The 17181-nt window shown below is 64.5% G+C and carries 12 protein-coding genes; 11 read left to right on the top strand and 1 reads right to left on the bottom strand.

The window, feature by feature from the left end; genetic code table 11:
- The first annotated feature begins 49 nt into the window (after positions 1 to 49).
- The 3 genes from rpmE to AC1MHZ_RS01755 all read left to right on the top strand — a co-directional run bounded on the left by rpmE (position 50) and on the right by AC1MHZ_RS01755 (position 2537).
- The gene (gene rpmE / locus AC1MHZ_RS01765) at positions 50 to 265 is read left to right on the top strand and encodes a 50S ribosomal protein L31 (RefSeq protein ID WP_084853831.1); all 216 of its coding nucleotides are present in this window, start codon (positions 50 to 52) and stop codon (positions 263 to 265) included.
- 2 nt (positions 266 to 267) lie between these two features.
- The gene (locus tag AC1MHZ_RS01760) at positions 268 to 1089 is read left to right on the top strand and encodes a thermonuclease family protein (protein WP_084853832.1); all 822 of its coding nucleotides are present in this window, start codon (positions 268 to 270) and stop codon (positions 1087 to 1089) included.
- A 179-nt stretch (positions 1090 to 1268) separates the two neighbouring features.
- Positions 1269 to 2537 carry a malic enzyme-like NAD(P)-binding protein gene (locus AC1MHZ_RS01755; protein ID WP_084853834.1) on the top strand — a complete coding sequence of 423 codons (1269 nt, stop codon included), beginning with the start codon at positions 1269 to 1271 and terminating at the stop codon, positions 2535 to 2537.
- 199 nt (positions 2538 to 2736) lie between these two features.
- Here AC1MHZ_RS01755 and AC1MHZ_RS01750 read toward each other — a convergent pair whose 3' ends face one another.
- Positions 2737 to 5187, bottom strand: a complete 2451-nt coding sequence (locus AC1MHZ_RS01750; RefSeq protein WP_465002266.1) for a penicillin-binding protein 1A — start codon at positions 5185 to 5187, stop codon at positions 2737 to 2739.
- A 163-nt stretch (positions 5188 to 5350) separates the two neighbouring features.
- Here AC1MHZ_RS01750 and pilM point away from each other — a divergent pair, with 163 nt between their 5' ends.
- From pilM to gltB, 8 genes are all read left to right on the top strand, one after another.
- Positions 5351 to 6211: a type IV pilus biogenesis protein PilM gene (pilM, locus tag AC1MHZ_RS01745; RefSeq protein ID WP_324813692.1), complete on the top strand. Its 861-nt coding sequence runs from the start codon at positions 5351 to 5353 to the stop codon at positions 6209 to 6211.
- On the top strand, positions 6208 to 6747 hold the full coding sequence (locus AC1MHZ_RS01740; RefSeq protein WP_084853837.1) for a PilN domain-containing protein: 540 nt from the start codon (positions 6208 to 6210) through the stop codon (positions 6745 to 6747). The genes pilM and AC1MHZ_RS01740 overlap by 4 nt, the downstream gene beginning before the upstream one ends.
- Positions 6744 to 7760: a pilus assembly protein PilP gene (locus tag AC1MHZ_RS01735; protein WP_482965961.1), complete on the top strand. Its 1017-nt coding sequence runs from the start codon at positions 6744 to 6746 to the stop codon at positions 7758 to 7760. Before AC1MHZ_RS01740 ends, AC1MHZ_RS01735 begins: the two co-directional genes overlap by 4 nt.
- Positions 7666 to 8952 carry a type IV pilus secretin PilQ gene (locus AC1MHZ_RS01730; RefSeq protein WP_482965960.1) on the top strand — a complete coding sequence of 429 codons (1287 nt, stop codon included), beginning with the start codon at positions 7666 to 7668 and terminating at the stop codon, positions 8950 to 8952. Before AC1MHZ_RS01735 ends, AC1MHZ_RS01730 begins: the two co-directional genes overlap by 95 nt.
- A 4-nt stretch (positions 8953 to 8956) precedes the next feature.
- Positions 8957 to 9475 carry a shikimate kinase AroK gene (gene aroK / locus AC1MHZ_RS01725; RefSeq protein ID WP_084853842.1) on the top strand — a complete coding sequence of 173 codons (519 nt, stop codon included), beginning with the start codon at positions 8957 to 8959 and terminating at the stop codon, positions 9473 to 9475.
- Between the two features lie 97 nt (positions 9476 to 9572).
- A complete protein-coding gene (aroB, locus tag AC1MHZ_RS01720) occupies positions 9573 to 10670 on the top strand; it encodes a 3-dehydroquinate synthase (protein WP_084853844.1) in 1098 nt (365 codons plus the stop codon).
- A 15-nt stretch (positions 10671 to 10685) separates the two neighbouring features.
- Positions 10686 to 12290 (top strand): AAA family ATPase, encoded by a 1605-nt coding sequence (locus tag AC1MHZ_RS01715; RefSeq protein WP_084853845.1) that lies wholly within the window; start codon positions 10686 to 10688, stop codon positions 12288 to 12290.
- A 372-nt stretch (positions 12291 to 12662) separates the two neighbouring features.
- A complete protein-coding gene (gene gltB, locus AC1MHZ_RS01710) occupies positions 12663 to 17108 on the top strand; it encodes a glutamate synthase large subunit (protein ID WP_084853847.1) in 4446 nt (1481 codons plus the stop codon).
- Positions 17109 to 17181: the final 73 nt, after the last annotated feature.

The following is a 17181-nucleotide window of genomic DNA, read 5'->3' as shown; positions in this document are numbered from 1 at the left end:
TATTCAACAATTGGTGTTGGGTGGCGGCACGCAGCTCGAGGAAGTGACGATGAAACCAGAAATTCACCCGAATTACGAAGTAGTTGCAGTCACCTGCAGCTGCGGCAACAAGTTCGAGACCCGTTCGACCCTGGCCAAGCCTCTGTCGATCGACGTCTGCTCCCAGTGCCACCCGTTCTACACTGGCAAGCAGAAGGTCCTGGACACCGGTGGTCGCGTACAGAAGTTCGCCGATCGCTTCGGTATGTTCGGTACCAAGAAGTAATCATGCGTATGGCGAACCCCTCGGGTTTCGCGCTGCTGCAGAAAAAGGCGCCCCTTGTGGGCGCTTTTTTTGTGGGCGCGATCTGGCACCTCCCCGCTCTGGCCTACTGCCCCCTCCCCGACAAACCGCAGCAAGTGGCGGTGCGCCAGGTGGTCGATGGCGACACCTTGCGCCTGAGCGATGGGCGCAGCGTTCGCATGATCGGGCTCAACGCACCGGAAATCGGCCGCAAGGGGCGCTCCAGCGAACCCTATGCCGAGGCTGCCAAGCGCCGCCTGCAAGCTTTGGTGAAAGCCAGCGACGGGCGCGTCGGCCTGGTGCCGGGCGTGGAGTCGAAAGACAAGTACGGGCGCACCTTGGCGCATATCTACGGTCGCAATGGCGACAATCTCGAGGCGGTATTGCTCAGCGAGGGGTTGGGCTATCGGGTCGCGGTGGCGCCCAACGTCACCCTCGCTTCCTGCCAGCAGCAAGCCGAGCAAGCGGCCAGGGCAGCCCGAACCGGGCTCTGGCGGCAATCGCCGGTGCTGCGTGACGGCGATGTGCGACAGTCTGGGTTCGCCATCATCAGCGGCAAAGTCCAGGGCATCGAGCGCAATCGTGGCGGCGTCTGGCTCGATCTTGGCGAGCAAGTGGTGCTGCAGGTTCCCGCTCGTCTGCAACGCAACTTCCCGGCAAGGTTCTTCGATAGTCTCAAGGGACGCCAGGTCGAGGCGCGTGGCTGGGTGCTGGATCGTTCCCGCAAGGGCGGCCTGAAGCCAGGGCAGCGGCGTTGGTTGTTGCCATTGACCGATCCGAGCATGTTGGAGCGTGTTTCAGGTTAAATAGTTGTAGACATTTCGCTATTGGATTGTACACACTTGATGGCGTATGCCCCGTGGGTTATAGCGTAAAGTCGTAGGCTAAAGGCCTTGACACAAGTGACCGGGCAGTCTTGTAGCCCCCCGGCTCTTTGCGTATCCTCGGCGGTCCGTCAGAACAGTAAACAAGCGGAATGCCCACCATGTCAGACCTGAAAACCGCCGCTCTCGAATATCACGCTCAGCCTCGCCCGGGGAAACTGAGCGTCGAACTCACCAAGCCAACCGCAACCGCTCGTGACCTGGCCCTGGCCTACAGCCCGGGCGTCGCCGAGCCGGTGCGCGAGATTGGCCGTGACCCAGAGCTGGCCTACAAGTACACCGGCAAGGGCAACCTGGTCGCAGTGATTTCCGATGGTACCGCCATCCTCGGCCTCGGCGACCTGGGTCCGCTGGCCTCCAAGCCGGTCATGGAAGGCAAGGGTGTTCTGTTCAAGCGTTTCGCCGGTATCGACGTATTCGACATCGAAGTCGACTCGGAAAGCCCGCAGGCCTTCATCGACACCGTCAAGCGCATCTCCATCACCTTCGGTGGCATCAACCTGGAAGACATCAAGGCGCCAGAGTGCTTCGAGATCGAGCGCACCCTGATCGAGCAGTGCGACATCCCGGTCTTCCACGATGACCAGCACGGTACCGCGATCGTCACCGCGGCCGGCATGATCAACGCCCTGGAAATCGCCGGCAAGAAGCTCGAAGACGCCAAGATCGTCTGCCTGGGTGCCGGCGCTGCCGCCATCTCCTGCATGAAGCTGCTGGTCAGCATGGGTGCCAAGGTCGAGAACATCTTCATGATCGACCGCACTGGCGTCATCCACGCTGGCCGCGACGACCTGAACCAATACAAGGCGCAGTTCGCCCATGCCACCGACAAGCGCACCCTGGCTGACGCCCTGGAAGGTGCCGACGTGTTCGTCGGTCTGTCCGGCCCGAATCTGCTGAGCGCCGAAGGTCTGAAATCCATGGCGGCCAACCCGATCGTGTTCGCCTGCTCGAACCCGGACCCGGAAATCGCCCCGGAACTGGCCCACGCCACCCGCAACGACGTGATCATGGCCACCGGTCGTTCCGACTACCCGAACCAGGTCAACAACGTGCTGGGCTTCCCGTTCATCTTCCGTGGTGCCCTGGACGTTCGCGCCAAGCGCATCAACGAAGAAATGAAGATCGCTGCCGCCATCGCCCTGAAGGACCTGGCCAAGCTGCCGGTGCCGAAGGAAGTGTGCGACGCCTACGGCGTACAGGCCCTGGAATTCGGTCGTGAGTACATCATTCCGAAGCCGATGGACCCACGCCTGATCACCGTCGTCTCCGACGCCGTGGCCAAGGCTGCCATCGAGTCCGGCGTAGCTACCCTGCCATATCCGAAGCACTACCCGCTGCAGAGCGTGAACGACGTGTTCAACGGCTGATCCAGGCCGTAGCGCCATGAAAAAGCCCCGGCTCGTGAGAGTCGGGGCTTTTTCGTTTGGGGCTCCTACCTGCCCTGCGCTGTTTTCAGAGACACCGCCGTACCTGTGGGAGCTGGCTTGCCAGCGATAGGGCCGGAGCAGGCAACTCAAGAGAGTCGCTCCCGCAGGGGCAATCTCCTGAAAGTGGACGTCGCGCCTGCTAGAACAGATCCATCGGCGCGGTTTCGTCCGCCGGCAGCGGGCTGCCGGGGATGGCGCCATTGCCCAGCTCGTCCACCGAAGGCGGCGAATCCTCGGCCTTGAACAGCTCGAAATAGGCGTTCGGCGTGCTCGGTGTGGCCGCGCGGCCGCTGACCGGGTCGACCCGCAGGCTGAGGATGCCCTCCGGCTCGGCGGGCGCGTGCTCGGGTTTGTCCTTGAGTGCCGCGCCCATGAAGCTCATCCAGATCGGCAGCGCCGCGGTGCCGCCATACTCGCGCCGGCCCAGGGTTTCCGGCTGGTCGAAGCCGACCCATACGGTGGTGACATAGTCGGCGTTGTAGCCGGTGAACCAGGCGTCCTTGGATTCGTTGGTGGTGCCGGTCTTGCCTGCCAGGTCGCTGCGACCCAGGGCCAAGGCACGGCGGCCGGTACCGCGCTTGATTACGTCCTGGAGCATGCTGGTGAGGATGTAGGTGGTGCGCCCATCGATGATGCGTTCGGCTACCGCTGGCACCTGTAGCTGTGGCGTAGCCTGGCCGGCGACCACGGGCGCTTCGCCGGGCAGGGCGGCGGTGCTGATCGGTTGTTCCGGTGCGGCGATGCCGGCTTGGTCCTGGTCGCCTTGTGGGACCCGGGCCGGGTTGGCGGTGAACAGGGTCTCGCCGTTACGGCTCTCGATGCGCTCGATCAGGTACGGGCTGATCTTGTAGCCGCCGTTGGCGAAGGTGCTCCAGCCAGTGGCGATCTCCATCGGGGTGAGGGTCGCGGTACCCAGGGCCAGGGACAGGTTCGGCGGCAGGTCCTGCTTGTTGAAGCCGAACTTGGTGATGTAGTCGATGGTCTTGCCTACACCCATCGATTGCAGCAGACGGATCGAGACCAGGTTGCGCGACTTGTACAGCGCCTCGCGCATGCGGATCGGGCCGAGGAAGGTGTTGGTGTCGTTCTTCGGGCGCCAGACCTTGTCCAGGTACTCATCGACGAACACGATCGGTGCGTCGTTGACCAGGCTGGCCGCCGTATAGCCGCTGTCGAGTGCGGCACTGTAGACGAATGGCTTGAAGCTCGAGCCCGGCTGGCGCTTGGCCTGCATGGCGCGGTTGTAGTTGCTCTGTTCGAACGAGAAGCCGCCGACCAGGGCGCGGATGGCGCCGCTGTACGGGTCGAGGGTGACCAGGGCGCTCTGCGCGCCGGGGACCTGGCTGAACTTGAGCTTGCCGTCTTCCAGGCGCTGGATGCGGATCAGGTCGCCGACCTGGGCTACGTCCTTCGGCGACTGCGGGGAGCGGCCCTGGGCATTGCTGTTGATGAACGGGCGGGCCCACTTCATGGTGTCCCAGGCGACATGTTCCTGCTGGCCACCGCGGGTCAGCACCTGCAGGCCGTCAGCCTGCACCTGGGTGACGATGGCCGGTTCCAGGCCACCCAGGATGCGCTGCTTACCCAGCTCCTGCTGCCAGGCTTCGAGGGTCTTGCCCGGGAAGCGCGCCTCCGGGCCTCGGTAGCCGTGGCGTTCATCATAGGCGGACAAGCCGTTGAGCACGGCCTTGTTGGCCATTTCCTGCATGTCGCTCGGCACCGTGGTGGTGACGCGGAAACCTTCGGTGTAGGCCTCGCTGCCATAGCGGCCGACCATTTCGGCGCGGGCCATCTCGGCGATGTAGGGCGCGTTCACTTCCGGCGTCGGTACGTGATAGCTGGCATTGAGCGGCTCGGCCAGGGCGGCTTCGTAGCTAGCCTGGTCGATCTTGCCGAGCTTGTACATGCGCCCCAGGATCCAGTCGCGACGCTCCTTGGCGCGCGCCGGGTTGGCCAGCGGATTGAAGCGCGAAGGGGCCTTGGGCAGGCCGGCGATCATGGCCATCTGCGCCAGGCTGACGTCACGGATCGACTTGCCGTAGTACACCTGTGCCGCAGCCTCGATGCCGTAGGCGCGGTTGCCCAGGTAGATCTTGTTGACGTACAGCTCGAGGATCTCGTCCTTGGTCAGCTCGCGTTCGATCTGCAGGGCCAGGAGGATCTCGTTGGTCTTGCGCGAGAAGCTGCGCTCGCTGGTGAGGAAGTAGTTCTTCGCCACCTGCATGGTGATGGTGCTGCCGCCAGTCTGGATGTGGCCGGACTTCACCAGCTGGGTCGCGGCACGCATCAGGCTGCTCGGATCGACCCCGTAGTGGTTGAGGAAGTTGTCGTCCTCGGCTGACAGAAGTGCCTGGATGAATTGTGGGGGGATGTCCGCGAAGCGGATCGGCGAGCGGCGCATTTCGCCAAACTCGGCAATCAGCTTGCCGTCGCTGCTGTATACCCTCAAGGGGATCTGCAACTGGATGCTTCTGAGGGACTCGACCGAGGGGAGGCTGGGGCTAAGATACAGAAACGCACCGCTCACACCGAGTACGAGCGCGCAGATGACTGCGACGAAAGACCACCAGAAGAACTTCAGCAGACGTATCAAGGCTTTTGGGTGTCCAGGTTGGGAGTGGATTGCACGCGGTCCGGCGGACAGGAAAAAACGCTGGGCATTATAAGCATTTTTCGCTTTGCCGGGGTGACCGGCCGGCCTGGGCGGTCGGCTCCGGTGGCGCGGTATTGCGACGAACTGTCAGGAAAACGCCATGCTTGGACGCTTCGGCAGGGATGCCGGTTCACTGCTGGGGGTGGAAATTGCCTCCGATTCCGTTCGAATCCTTCAATTGCAAGGGCGTCACGGGCGTCGTTCGGTCGGGGCCTGGGCGCTGGAACCTTTCGAATCGCCGGAGGGCGGGTGGGCTACCCGCCCCGATGTGGTGGCCGGTGCGCTGCGGCGCGCCTGGCATCGCAGCGGTAGCCGGCAACGCCAGGCGGCAGTCGCCCTGCCGGCCTCGGAGGTGATCTGCAAGGTCTGTAGGCTGCCTGCGGGTTTGTCCGAATCCGAGATGGAGGCACAACTGCTGGTGGAGGCCGAGCGCCTGTTTCCCTTCCCCTTGCAGGACCTGGCGCTGGATTTCCAGGTACTGGAGCCTGCGGCTGGCCAGGCCGGTGAAGCCCGCGTGCTGGTGGGGGCGTGCCGCCAGCAGTCTCTCGCACCATTGGAAGAGGTGCTCGGCAGCGCCGGGCTGCAGCCCGTGGCCGTGGAGGTCGACAGCATTGCCCTGGCGCGGACCCTGCCAGCAGGCGACGGTTCGCCGGCATTGCTTCGGATCGAGCCGGACTGTGCGGTGCTGCATGGCTGGCCGGAGCCTGGTCTGCCCCAGCGGACGACGCTGCGGCTGCTTGCCTCGGAGGATCGTTCACTGGCTGCCGAGCGTGTCGCGCAGTGGTTGCGCAGTGCCTTGTCGTTGGCCCTGTGCAAGCCTCTTCTGGTCGCCGCCGACGAAGGTTGGGTCGATGCCTTGTCCGAGCAGTTGGGCATGCCCTGCACGGTATTCCAGCCGTTTACCCGGTGCGAACCAAGCCTGGTGCTGGCGTTGGGCCTGGCGATGGGGGATGCCCGATGAGGGTGCGCCTGAACCTGTTGCCCTGGCGCGAGCATCGCCGCCTGGCTGCTGTGCGGCGGTTCAAGACGGCGCTGGTCGTCTGTCTGCTGTTCGCGCTCGGTGGCGTGATGCTGTTGGACCACCTGGCACGCCAGCGCCTGCAGCAACAAGCCTTGGCGGCCACCGCCAGGCAAGCAGCCTTGCAGCCGGTAGAGCAGGCCCTGGCGCGTATCGAGGCGCTACGTGAGCAGCGCCTGAGCATCGAAGGGCAAACCCGTGCGCTGGCGCGCTTGAGGTCCGGCCAGGGTGCGTTCGTGACAATGCTGCTGGAGCTCGAACGGGTAATACCTGACGGATTGCACCTGAGCGAGCTGCAACTCAAGGATGACGAGGTTCGGCTGTTGGGGCTGACCGCCTCTCCAGCGGTGCTTGCCCAGTTCATGCGTGACTTGATGCAGGCCTCGGTATTGCAAGGCTTGGAATTGAAACGGCTTCGCAACCTGCCTGCCGGAGACGAGTTCCTGTTGGTCGCGCGCCTATCGGCAACCTGGTCATGAAAGGGCTGGGCGAGGCGCAGTGGTCGGAGTGGGTTGGTCGTTCACGGGTCGTCATGGTGGTTGCCCCTGGGCTGCTCATGCTGGCGGTATTTCTCCTCGGGTGGCTCCTTTTCCTGCGGGAAAGCCATCGGGCCTTGCAGCACGGCGAGACCTCAGCCGATGACTTGCGCCTGGTGCACGAGCGCAAGGCCCAGGCCGCTCGTCAGCTGCAGCCGGCCACCGAGGCGCTGGCCGACCTGCAGCGTCAGTTGCTCGACGCGCGCTGGCGACTTTCGGCAGGGGAGGACATGAGTGACCTGTTGGACGGGTTGGCCAGCTCGGGGCACGCCTTGGGATTGGTGTTCGAGCAGCTCGATGTGTTGCCTGAGGGCGCCGGGCTGGGGTACCGGGTGGTGCCGCTCGAGATCCAGGTCATTGGCACCTATCCGGCCTTGCGATCTTGGCTGCAGGCGTGGCTGGATCAAGTTCGCCTGTTGCGGCCTACGCGTCTGGAATTGACCGGTGTGCAAGGTCGGCCGGGTGTGCGGCGGCTGAGCTTGCAGGTCGAGTCGTACCATCCCGCAGAGGCCCTGGCAGCGCCGGCTTCGTTGGCCTATGAGCCGGCGCGGTCTGTTGCCCAGCCTGCCAGTGTGGATCTGTTCGCGCCGTGGTCGATGCAAAAGCCACCTCGAGGCTTGGCCGGGGTTGCGCTTGCACAGGTGGAAATGGTGGGGAGCCTGTCGCGCAATGGGCAAAACCAGGCGTTGCTCCAGGCTGCGGGTCGCCTTTACCGGGTGGGCGAGGGTGACAGGCTGGGCCGGGACCAGGGCATTGTCGTGGCGGTGAGCGCCCAACAGGTCGAAGTGCGTGAGCGTGTGTTCGTCGCAGGTGCCTGGCACGAGCGGACGGCATACCTGAGGCTAAGGAAGCAGGTGGGTAATGAGGTCATGGATGAGCGTGAACGGGCTGGGGAAATGGATGCTGGCGATACTCCTGACGGGCAAGGCCAGCATGGCGCTGGGCAGTCGGGATGAGCCGCTCTCGCTGAACTTCCAGGACATAGAGGTACGTGCGGCGCTGCAGGTGCTCGCCGACTTTGCCGGTGTCAACCTGGTGGCCAGCGACACCGTGCAAGGCAACCTGACCCTGCGCCTGGAGGGGGTTCCCTGGGAGCAGGCCCTTGACCTTGTGCTGCGCAGCAAGGGCTTGGCCCGACGTGAGGAGGGCAATGTACTGCTGGTGGCACCGGCAGCCGAGTTGGCCGAGCAATTTCGCGAAGCACGCTTGGGGCAGGCGCTGGAGGCGCAACAGCAGCCCATGCGTCGGGCATTGCTGCCGATTCACCACGCCAAGGCTGCGGACCTGGCCGAGCTGTTGCTGGCTGCGCTGGCCGACGATGGCATCCTCACCGGGCGCGGCAGCCTGAGCGTGGACGCCCGCACCAACACGTTGGTGGTCTACCAGCCTGCCGATCGGCTGGCCGAACTGCGACAGTTGGTGGCGCAGTTGGACGTGCCGGTGCGCCAGGTGCTGATCGAGGCGCGTATCGTCGAGGCCAATGTCGACTATGAAAAGAGCCTGGGGGTGAAATGGGGCGCGCCGCTGCAGGGCGAGGAGGCTCGCCTGGGCAAGGATCTGTTCGTCGATCTGGGCGTGGAGCGGGCCAGTTCGGGTGTCGGGCTGGGCCTGCTACGTGGGGGCACGTTGCTGGACCTGGAACTCAGTGCCATGGAGAAGAGCGGTAACGGCGAGATCATCTCCCAGCCGAAGGTGGTCACGGCGGACAAGGAAACGGCGCGGATCCTCAAGGGTACGGAGGTCCCCTACCAGGAAACCAGCAAGAGCGGCGCCACCTCCATCTCGTTTCGCGAAGCATCGCTTTCATTGGAGGTCACGCCGCAGATCACGCCGGACGGCAAGGTGATCATGGCGGTGAGGGTGACCAAAGACGAGCCTGACTACGTCAATGCACTGAACAACGTACCGCCGATCCGCAAGAACGAGGTCAACGCCAAGGTCCGGGTGGCCGATGGCCAGACCATCGTCATCGGTGGCGTCTACTCGACCACGCAAAACAAAGTGGTCGACAAGGTGCCATTTTTAGGCGATCTGCCGTATGTTGGGCGGCTGTTTCGACGCGATGCATTACAAGAGAAAAAATCCGAGCTGCTGGTCTTCCTGACTCCGCGTATCATGAGTGACCAGGCGATTGCTGTGAGTCGTTGATTCTGTGCGAAATTTGATACTTGTGGGGCCCATGGGCGCTGGTAAAAGCACCATCGGACGCCTTTTGGCCAAAGAGCTGCGCCTGCTGTTCAAGGATTCCGACAAGGAAATCGAGCTGCGAACCGGCGCCAATATCCCGTGGATCTTCGACAAGGAAGGCGAGCCGGGTTTTCGTGACCGTGAGCAGGCCATGATCGCCGAGCTTTGCGCCCTCGATGGCGTGGTCCTGGCAACCGGTGGCGGTGCAGTGATGCGCGAGGCCAACCGCAAGGCCCTGCACGACGGCGGGCGGGTGATCTACCTGCACGCCTCGGTGGAGCAGCAGGTCGGGCGTACCGCCCGCGACCGCAACCGCCCTTTATTGCGCACGGCCAACCCCGAGGCGACCCTGCGCGCCCTGTTGGAAACCCGGGACCCGCTGTACCGAGAGATTGCCGACCTGGTGGTGGAAACCGACGAACGGCCGCCGCGCATGGTGGTGCTCGACATTCTCGAGCGCCTGGAGAAGTTGCCGCCCCGGTAAGCCGGGACTATGCTCGGCGACCAACGCCGAGGCGGGTTGAACGTTACCGCGCGGTGTCGCCTGGACGATGCCGCGCCCTAGTACATTGTGGGGATACATGCAGACACTAAAGGTCGACCTGGGCGAACGCAGCTACCCGATCTACATTGGCGAAGGCCTGCTGGACCAGCCCGAACTGCTGGCACCGCACATTGCCGGGCGGCAGGTCGCCATCGTTTCCAACGAAACCGTCGCGCCCCTGTATCTCGAGCGCCTGAGCCGAACCCTCGGTGCCTATTCGGTGCTGCCGGTGGTGCTGCCCGATGGCGAGGCCCACAAGAACTGGCAAACCCTGCAACTGATCTTCGATGCCCTGCTCACTGCGCGCCACGACCGCCGCACCACCGTGGTAGCCCTGGGCGGTGGCGTGATCGGCGACATGGCTGGTTTCGCCGCCGCCTGCTACCAGCGCGGCGTCGACTTCATCCAGGTGCCGACCACCCTGTTGTCCCAGGTGGACTCGTCGGTAGGCGGCAAGACCGGCATCAACCACCCGCTGGGCAAGAACATGGTCGGCGCGTTCTACCAGCCCAATGCGGTCCTGATCGACACCACTAGCCTCAAGACCCTGCCCGAGCGCGAGCTGTCGGCGGGCCTGGCGGAAGTGATCAAGTACGGCCTGATCTGCGACGAGCCATTCCTGACCTGGCTCGAAGAACACATGGGGGCCTTGCGCGCGCTGGAGCCTGCCGCCCTGACCGAGGCCATCCGCCGCTCCTGCGCCGCCAAGGCGGCCGTGGTCGGTGCCGACGAGCGCGAGTCCGGCGTGCGGGCGACCCTGAACCTCGGCCACACCTTCGGCCATGCCATCGAGACCCACATGGGCTACGGCATCTGGCTGCATGGAGAGGCGGTGGCCGCTGGTACCGTGATGGCCCTGGAGATGTCCATGCGCCTGGGCTGGATCGACCAGCCCGCGCGGGACCGTGGCATTCGCCTGCTGCAGGCTGCAGGCCTGCCGGTGGTGCCGCCCGAGGAAATGACCCCAGCGCATTTCATGGAGCACATGGCGGTCGACAAGAAGGTGCTCGACGGTCGCTTGCGCCTGGTGCTGCTGCGCCAGATGGGCGAGGCCGTGGTGACCGACGACTATCCGAAAGAGATTCTTCAAGCCACGCTGGCGGCGGACTACCGCGCGATCGTGGCCCAGCTTTGAGGTTGTGACAGCGCGATGACCAGTTTGCATGCCGATGAGGCGTTTCTCGACCACTACCAGTTGAGCCATGACCCGTTCGCACCTCGGGTGCCCGGCTTCAAGTTCTTCCCCGCCCAGCGCAAGCCGGTGCTGGGCCAGCTCCATCACCTGGCACGCTACAGCCAGCTGATGCTGGTGGTCACCGGCCCCATGGGCAGCGGCAAGACCCTGCTGCGCCAGGCCCTGGTGGCCAGCACCAACAAGCAGTCGGTGCAGAGCGTAGTGGTGTCTGCTCGCGGCGCGGGCGATGCGGCCAGCGTGCTCGGCCAGGTGGCCCAGGCGCTCGACGTGGCCCATGCCGAGGTCCAGGCCATTCTTGCTCAGGTGGTGCAATTGGCACTGACCGGCCAGGAAGTCTATTTGCTGGTGGACGATGCGGAACAACTGGACGAGTCGGCACTCCAAGCGTTGCTGGAGTTGGCGGCCGGCGTTCCTGAAGGGCGTCCGCACGTATTCCTGTTCGGCGAGCCGTCGTTGATCGCTGGCCTGGAAGGGCTCGATGCCGGTGGCGAGCGGTTCCATGTCATCGAGCTTGCCCCGTACAGTGAGGAGGAGACCCGCGAGTACCTGGAGCAGCGCCTGGATGGCGCGGGCCGAGGCATCGAGGTGTTCACCCGCGAACAGATCGTCGACATCCATGAAAACTCGGACGGCTGGCCTGGAACGATCAACCAGGTTGCCCGCGATACCTTGATCGAAGCCATGATCGCCAGCCGCAGTACGGCCAAGCGACCATCCATGGGGTTCAATATGCCTAAGAAACATGTGCTAGCGCTGTCCGCTGTCGTCGTGGTCGCGGTTGCCGCGGCGGTGCTGATGCCCAAGAAGAGCGACAAACCCGCCGAGGCGCCGGCCGCCCAGGCCCAGCTGCCTCTGGGCGAAGGCCAGCCGGCCATCGAGTTCTCCGGCTCATCGCAGCCCATGCCGCTGCCGCTGGTTGGTCAATCGCAGCCGGTGATGCGTGAGCCGCTGGCCCAGGCGGCCGGGATGGGTGACGGCGAGGAAGGCAGCCCAGCTGGCGACACCGCGCTGCAACCCGCGACGCCACCGACCGTGACCACGACCGCGCCGCCGCAGGGCGTGCCTGCTGGCCCTGCACCGGCTCCAGCGCAGCCTGTGACCAATGCTGCGCCCCAGACCATCGCCACGGCGCCCGCGCAGCCGGTTGCGCCGGCGCCCAAGCCTGTTGCCACCCAGCCGGCCAAGCCGGTTGCACCTGCCAAGCCTGCTCCGGCACCGACCCAGGTGGCCACGGCCAAGCCTGCGGCCAAACCTGCCGCGGGCGGTTCGGGCAACAGCAGCTGGTACACCGGCCAGAAAGCCGGCAACTACGTGGTGCAGATCCTGGGGACCAGCTCCGAGGCGTCGGCCCAAGCCTTCGTCAAGGCCCAGGGTGGCGACTATCGCTACTTCAAGAAAACCCTGCAGGGCAAGCCGCTGTACGTGGTCACCTACGGTAATTTCGCCAATCGCGATGCAGCGGTTGCGGCAATCAAGAACTTGCCAGCCAAGGTCCAGGCTGGTAAACCTTGGCCTCGTACCGTCGGCAGCGTCCAACAAGAGCTGGCGGCGGCCCGCTGATACCTTCCGGGCGGCAACATCCCGCCGCCCAGTTGCAAAGCGATTCCCGACTTGCAGAGCCTGCTGCGCCTGAGCGCGGCAGGCTTTTCTGTCCCAGACTGCCGGCCACAAGCCCACTCTTGCAGTCCTGGCTGAAACGCTTCAGACTCGAGCCAAGCCGCTACCACGGCTCATGGCGCAAAAACATTCAAAAATGCGACATAAGTTTTCAATGATGCGCCATGAAAATTTGTGGGCGTTGCTGTCCCTGTGCAACAATGGTTTCCCATTGCCCACCGCAAAAAGCTGGCGTTTGATCGGCGTGGATGGTAAGTGGTTGTACTAAAAAGAGATTTGCCTTCGTTGAGAGGCGAACCTGGTGAGAAAGTGTCTATGAAAACAGGTCTGTACCATCCCGAAGAATTCAAGGACAACTGTGGTTTCGGCCTGATCGCCCATATGACGGGCGAGGCGAGCCACCATCTTCTGCAAACCGCCATGCAGGCACTGACCTGCATGACCCACCGCGGCGGTATCAACGCCGACGGCAAGACCGGCGACGGTTGCGGCCTGCTGATGCAGAAGCCCGATCAGTTCCTGCGTGCCGTGGCCCAGGAACACTTCGCCGTCGAGCTGCCCAAGCAGTATGCCGTCGGCATGGTGTTCTTCAACCAGGACCCGGTGAAGGCCGAAGCGGCCCGCGCCAACATGGACCGCGAAATCGTCAATGCCGGCCTGAAGCTGATCGGCTGGCGCAAGGTGCCTATCGACACCCGCGTACTCGGCCGCCTGGCCCTGGAGCGCCTGCCGCAGATCGAGCAGGTGTTCATCGGCGGTGAAGGCCTGAGCGACCAGGAGTTCGCGATCAAGCTGTTCAGCGCGCGTCGTCGCTCGTCCGTGGCCAACGCCCACGACGCTGACCACTACATCTGCAGCTTCTCGCACAAGACCATCATCTACAAAGGCCTGATGATGCCGGCGGACCTCGCCGCCTTCTTCCCGGACCTGGGCGATGAACGCCTGAAGACCGCCATCTGCGTCTTCCACCAGCGCTTCTCCACCAACACCCTGCCGAAGTGGCCGCTGGCCCAGCCCTTCCGCTTCCTCGCCCACAACGGCGAGATCAACACCATCACCGGCAACCGCAACTGGGCCGTGGCCCGTCGCACCAAGTTCGCCAACGACCTGATCCCCGATCTCGAAGAGCTCGGCCCGCTGGTCAACCGCGTCGGTTCGGACTCCTCGAGCATGGACAACATGCTCGAACTGATGGTCACCGGTGGCATCGACCTGTTCCGCGGCGTGCGCATGCTGGTGCCGCCGGCCTGGCAGAACGTCGAGACCATGGACGCCGATCTGCGCGCCTTCTACGAATACAACTCCATGCACATGGAGCCGTGGGACGGCCCGGCCGGTATCGTCATGACCGAAGGCCGCCACGCGGTCTGCCTGCTCGACCGTAACGGCCTGCGCCCGGCGCGCTGGGTCACCACCAAGAACGGCTACATCACCCTGGCGTCGGAAATCGGTGTGTGGGACTACAAGCCCGAGGACGTCCTGGCCAAGGGCCGCGTCGGCCCGGGCCAGATCTTCGCCGTGGACACCGAGACCGGCCAGATCCTCGACACCGATGCCATCGACAACCGCCTCAAGTCGCGCCACCCATACAAGCGCTGGCTGCGCCAGCACGCCCTGCGCATCCAGGCGACCCTGACCGACGACCAAGGCGTGGCCAGCTACGATGCCGACCAGCTCAAGCAGTACATGAAGATGTTCCAGGTCACCTTCGAGGAGCGTGACCAGGTGCTGCGTCCGCTCGGTGAACAAGGCCAGGAAGCCGTGGGCTCGATGGGCGACGACACGCCGATGGCCGTATTGTCCCAGCGCGTGCGTTCGCCGTACGACTTCTTCCGTCAGCAGTTCGCCCAGGTAACCAACCCGCCGATCGACCCGCTGCGTGAAGCGATCGTCATGTCCCTGGAGATCTGCCTGGGTGCAGAGCGCAATATCTTCCAGGAGTCCCCGGAGCATGCCTCCCGGGTGATCCTCAGCTCGCCGGTGATCTCCCCGGCCAAGTGGCGCTCGTTGATGAACCTCGAGCGCGAGGGCTTCGACCGCCAGTTGATCGACCTCAACTACGAGGAAAGCGTCGGTCTGGAAGCGGCCATCCGCAATATCGCCGACCAGGCCGAAGAGGCCGTGCGCAGCGGCAAGACCCAGCTGGTGCTGAGCGACCGCTATATCGCCCCGGGCAAGCTGCCTGTGCACGCTTCCCTGGCCGTCGGCGCAGTGCACCACCGTCTGACCGAACAGGGCCTGCGGTGCGACAGCAACATCCTGGTGGAAACCGCCACCGCCCGTGACCCGCATCATTTCGCGGTGCTGATCGGCTTCGGTGCGTCCGCCGTGTACCCGTACCTGGCCTACGAAGTCCTGGCCGACCTTATCCGCACCGGCGAGGTGCTCGGCGACCTGGACGAAGTCTTCAAGTACTACCGCAAGGGCATCTCCAAAGGCCTTCTGAAGATCCTGTCGAAGATGGGTATCTCGACCATCGCTTCGTACCGTGGCGCCCAGCTGTTCGAAGCCGTGGGCCTGGCCGAGGAAGTGGTCGGCCTGAGCTTCAAGGGTGTGTCCAGCCGGATCAAGGGCGCACGTTTCGTCGACCTGGAGAGCGACCAGAAGCTGCTGGCCGCCGAAGCCTGGAGTGCGCGCAAGCCGATCCAGCAGGGCGGCCTGCTCAAGTTCGTCCACGGTGGCGAATACCACGCCTACAACCCGGATGTGGTCAATACCCTGCAGGCTGCCGTGCAGCAGGGCGACTACGCCAAGTTCAAGGAATACACCACGCTGGTCGACCAGCGTCCGGTGTCGATGATCCGCGACCTGCTGAAAGTGAAGGTCGCTGACCAGGCGCTGCCGTTGGAGCAGGTCGAGCCGCTGGAAGAGATCCTCAAGCGTTTCGACTCCGCAGGCATCTCCCTCGGTGCCCTGTCGCCGGAAGCCCACGAAGCCCTGGCCGAGGCCATGAACCGCCTGGGCGCGCGCTCCAACTCCGGTGAGGGCGGCGAAGACCCGGCGCGCTACGGCACCATCAAGAGCTCGAAGATCAAGCAGGTGGCTACCGGCCGTTTCGGCGTCACCCCCGAATACCTGGTCAATGCCGAAGTGCTGCAGATCAAGGTGGCCCAGGGCGCCAAGCCCGGTGAGGGCGGTCAGCTGCCCGGCGGCAAGGTCAACGGCCTGATCGCCCGCCTGCGCTATGCCGTGCCGGGCGTGACCTTGATCTCGCCACCGCCGCACCATGACATCTACTCGATCGAAGACCTGGCCCAGCTGATCTATGACCTCAAGCAGGTCAACCCGCAGGCCCTGGTATCGGTCAAGCTCGTGGCCGAGGCGGGGGTGGGCACCATCGCCGCCGGCGTGGCCAAGGCCTATGCCGACCTGATCACCATCTCCGGCTATGATGGTGGCACCGGCGCTTCGCCGCTGACCTCCATCAAGTATGCCGGCGCCCCATGGGAACTGGGCCTGGCCGAAACCCACCAGACCCTGCGCGGCAACGACCTGCGCGGCAAGGTGCGGGTACAGACCGACGGCGGCCTGAAAACCGGCCTGGATGTGATCAAGGCCGCGATCCTCGGCGCAGAAAGCTTCGGCTTCGGCACCGCGCCGATGATCGCCCTGGGTTGCAAGTACCTGCGCATCTGCCACCTGAACAACTGCGCTACGGGCGTGGCCACGCAGAACGACAAGCTGCGCAAGGATCACTACATCGGTACCGTCGACATGGTGGTGAACTTCTTCACCTTCGTCGCCGAAGAAACCCGCGAGTGGTTGGCCAAGCTGGGCGTGCGCAGCCTGGGCGAGCTGATCGGCCGCACCGACCTGCTGGAAGTGCTGCCTGGCGACACCGAGCGCCAGCAGTTCCTGGACCTGTCGCCGCTGCTGGGCAGCTCGCATATCCCGGCCGACAAGCCGCAGTTCTGTGAAGTCGACAAGAACCCGCCGTTCGACAAGGGCGAGCTGGCCGAGAAGATGGTCGAGATGGCCCTGCCGGCCGTTCGCGACCTGGCCGGTGGCGAGTTCAGCCTGGATATCTGCAACTGCGATCGCTCCATCGGTGCGCGTGTCTCCGGCGAGATCGCCCGCCTGCATGGCAACCAGGGCATGGCCGGCGCGCCGATCACCTTCCGCTTCAAGGGCACCGCAGGCCAGAGCTTCGGGGTATGGAACGCCGGTGGCCTGAACCTGCACCTGGAAGGCGACGCCAACGACTACGTCGGCAAGGGCATGACCGGGGGCAAGCTGACCATCGTGCCGCCTGCCGGCAGCCCGTTCGAAACCCAGCACAGCGCCATCATCGGCAATACCTGCCTGTATGGCGCCACCGGCGGCAAGCTGTTCGCTGCCGGCACCGCGGGCGAGCGCTTCGCTGTGCGTAACTCCGGCGCCCACGCTGTGGTCGAGGGTACCGGCGATCACTGCTGTGAATACATGACCGGCGGCTTTGTCTGCGTCCTGGGCAAGACCGGTTACAACTTCGGTTCTGGCATGACGGGCGGTTTCGCCTACGTGCTCGACATGGACAACACCTTCGTCGACAAACTCAACCACGAGCTGGTGGAAATCCAGCGGATCAGTGGCGAGGCGATGGAGGCCTACCGCAGCCACCTGGCGCGGGTCCTTGCCGAATACGTGGAAGAAACCGGCAGCGAGTGGGGGCGCGAGCTCTCGGAGAACCTGGACGACTACGTGCGGCGCTTCTGGCTGGTCAAGCCGAAGGCGGCCAACCTCAAGCAACTGCTGTCCAGCACCCGTGCCAACCCGCAGTAACAACAGCTGCAAGTGGCAAGCCCCGTGCGCGGGGCTTGCCCGGCTCAAGTGATCGTCTTGCAGCTTGCGGCCC

This window comes from Pseudomonas sp. FA-1, assembly GCF_056856075.1.
The sequence above is the reverse complement of the archived record's forward strand: the minus strand, read 5'-3'. Positions and strand labels throughout refer to the sequence as shown.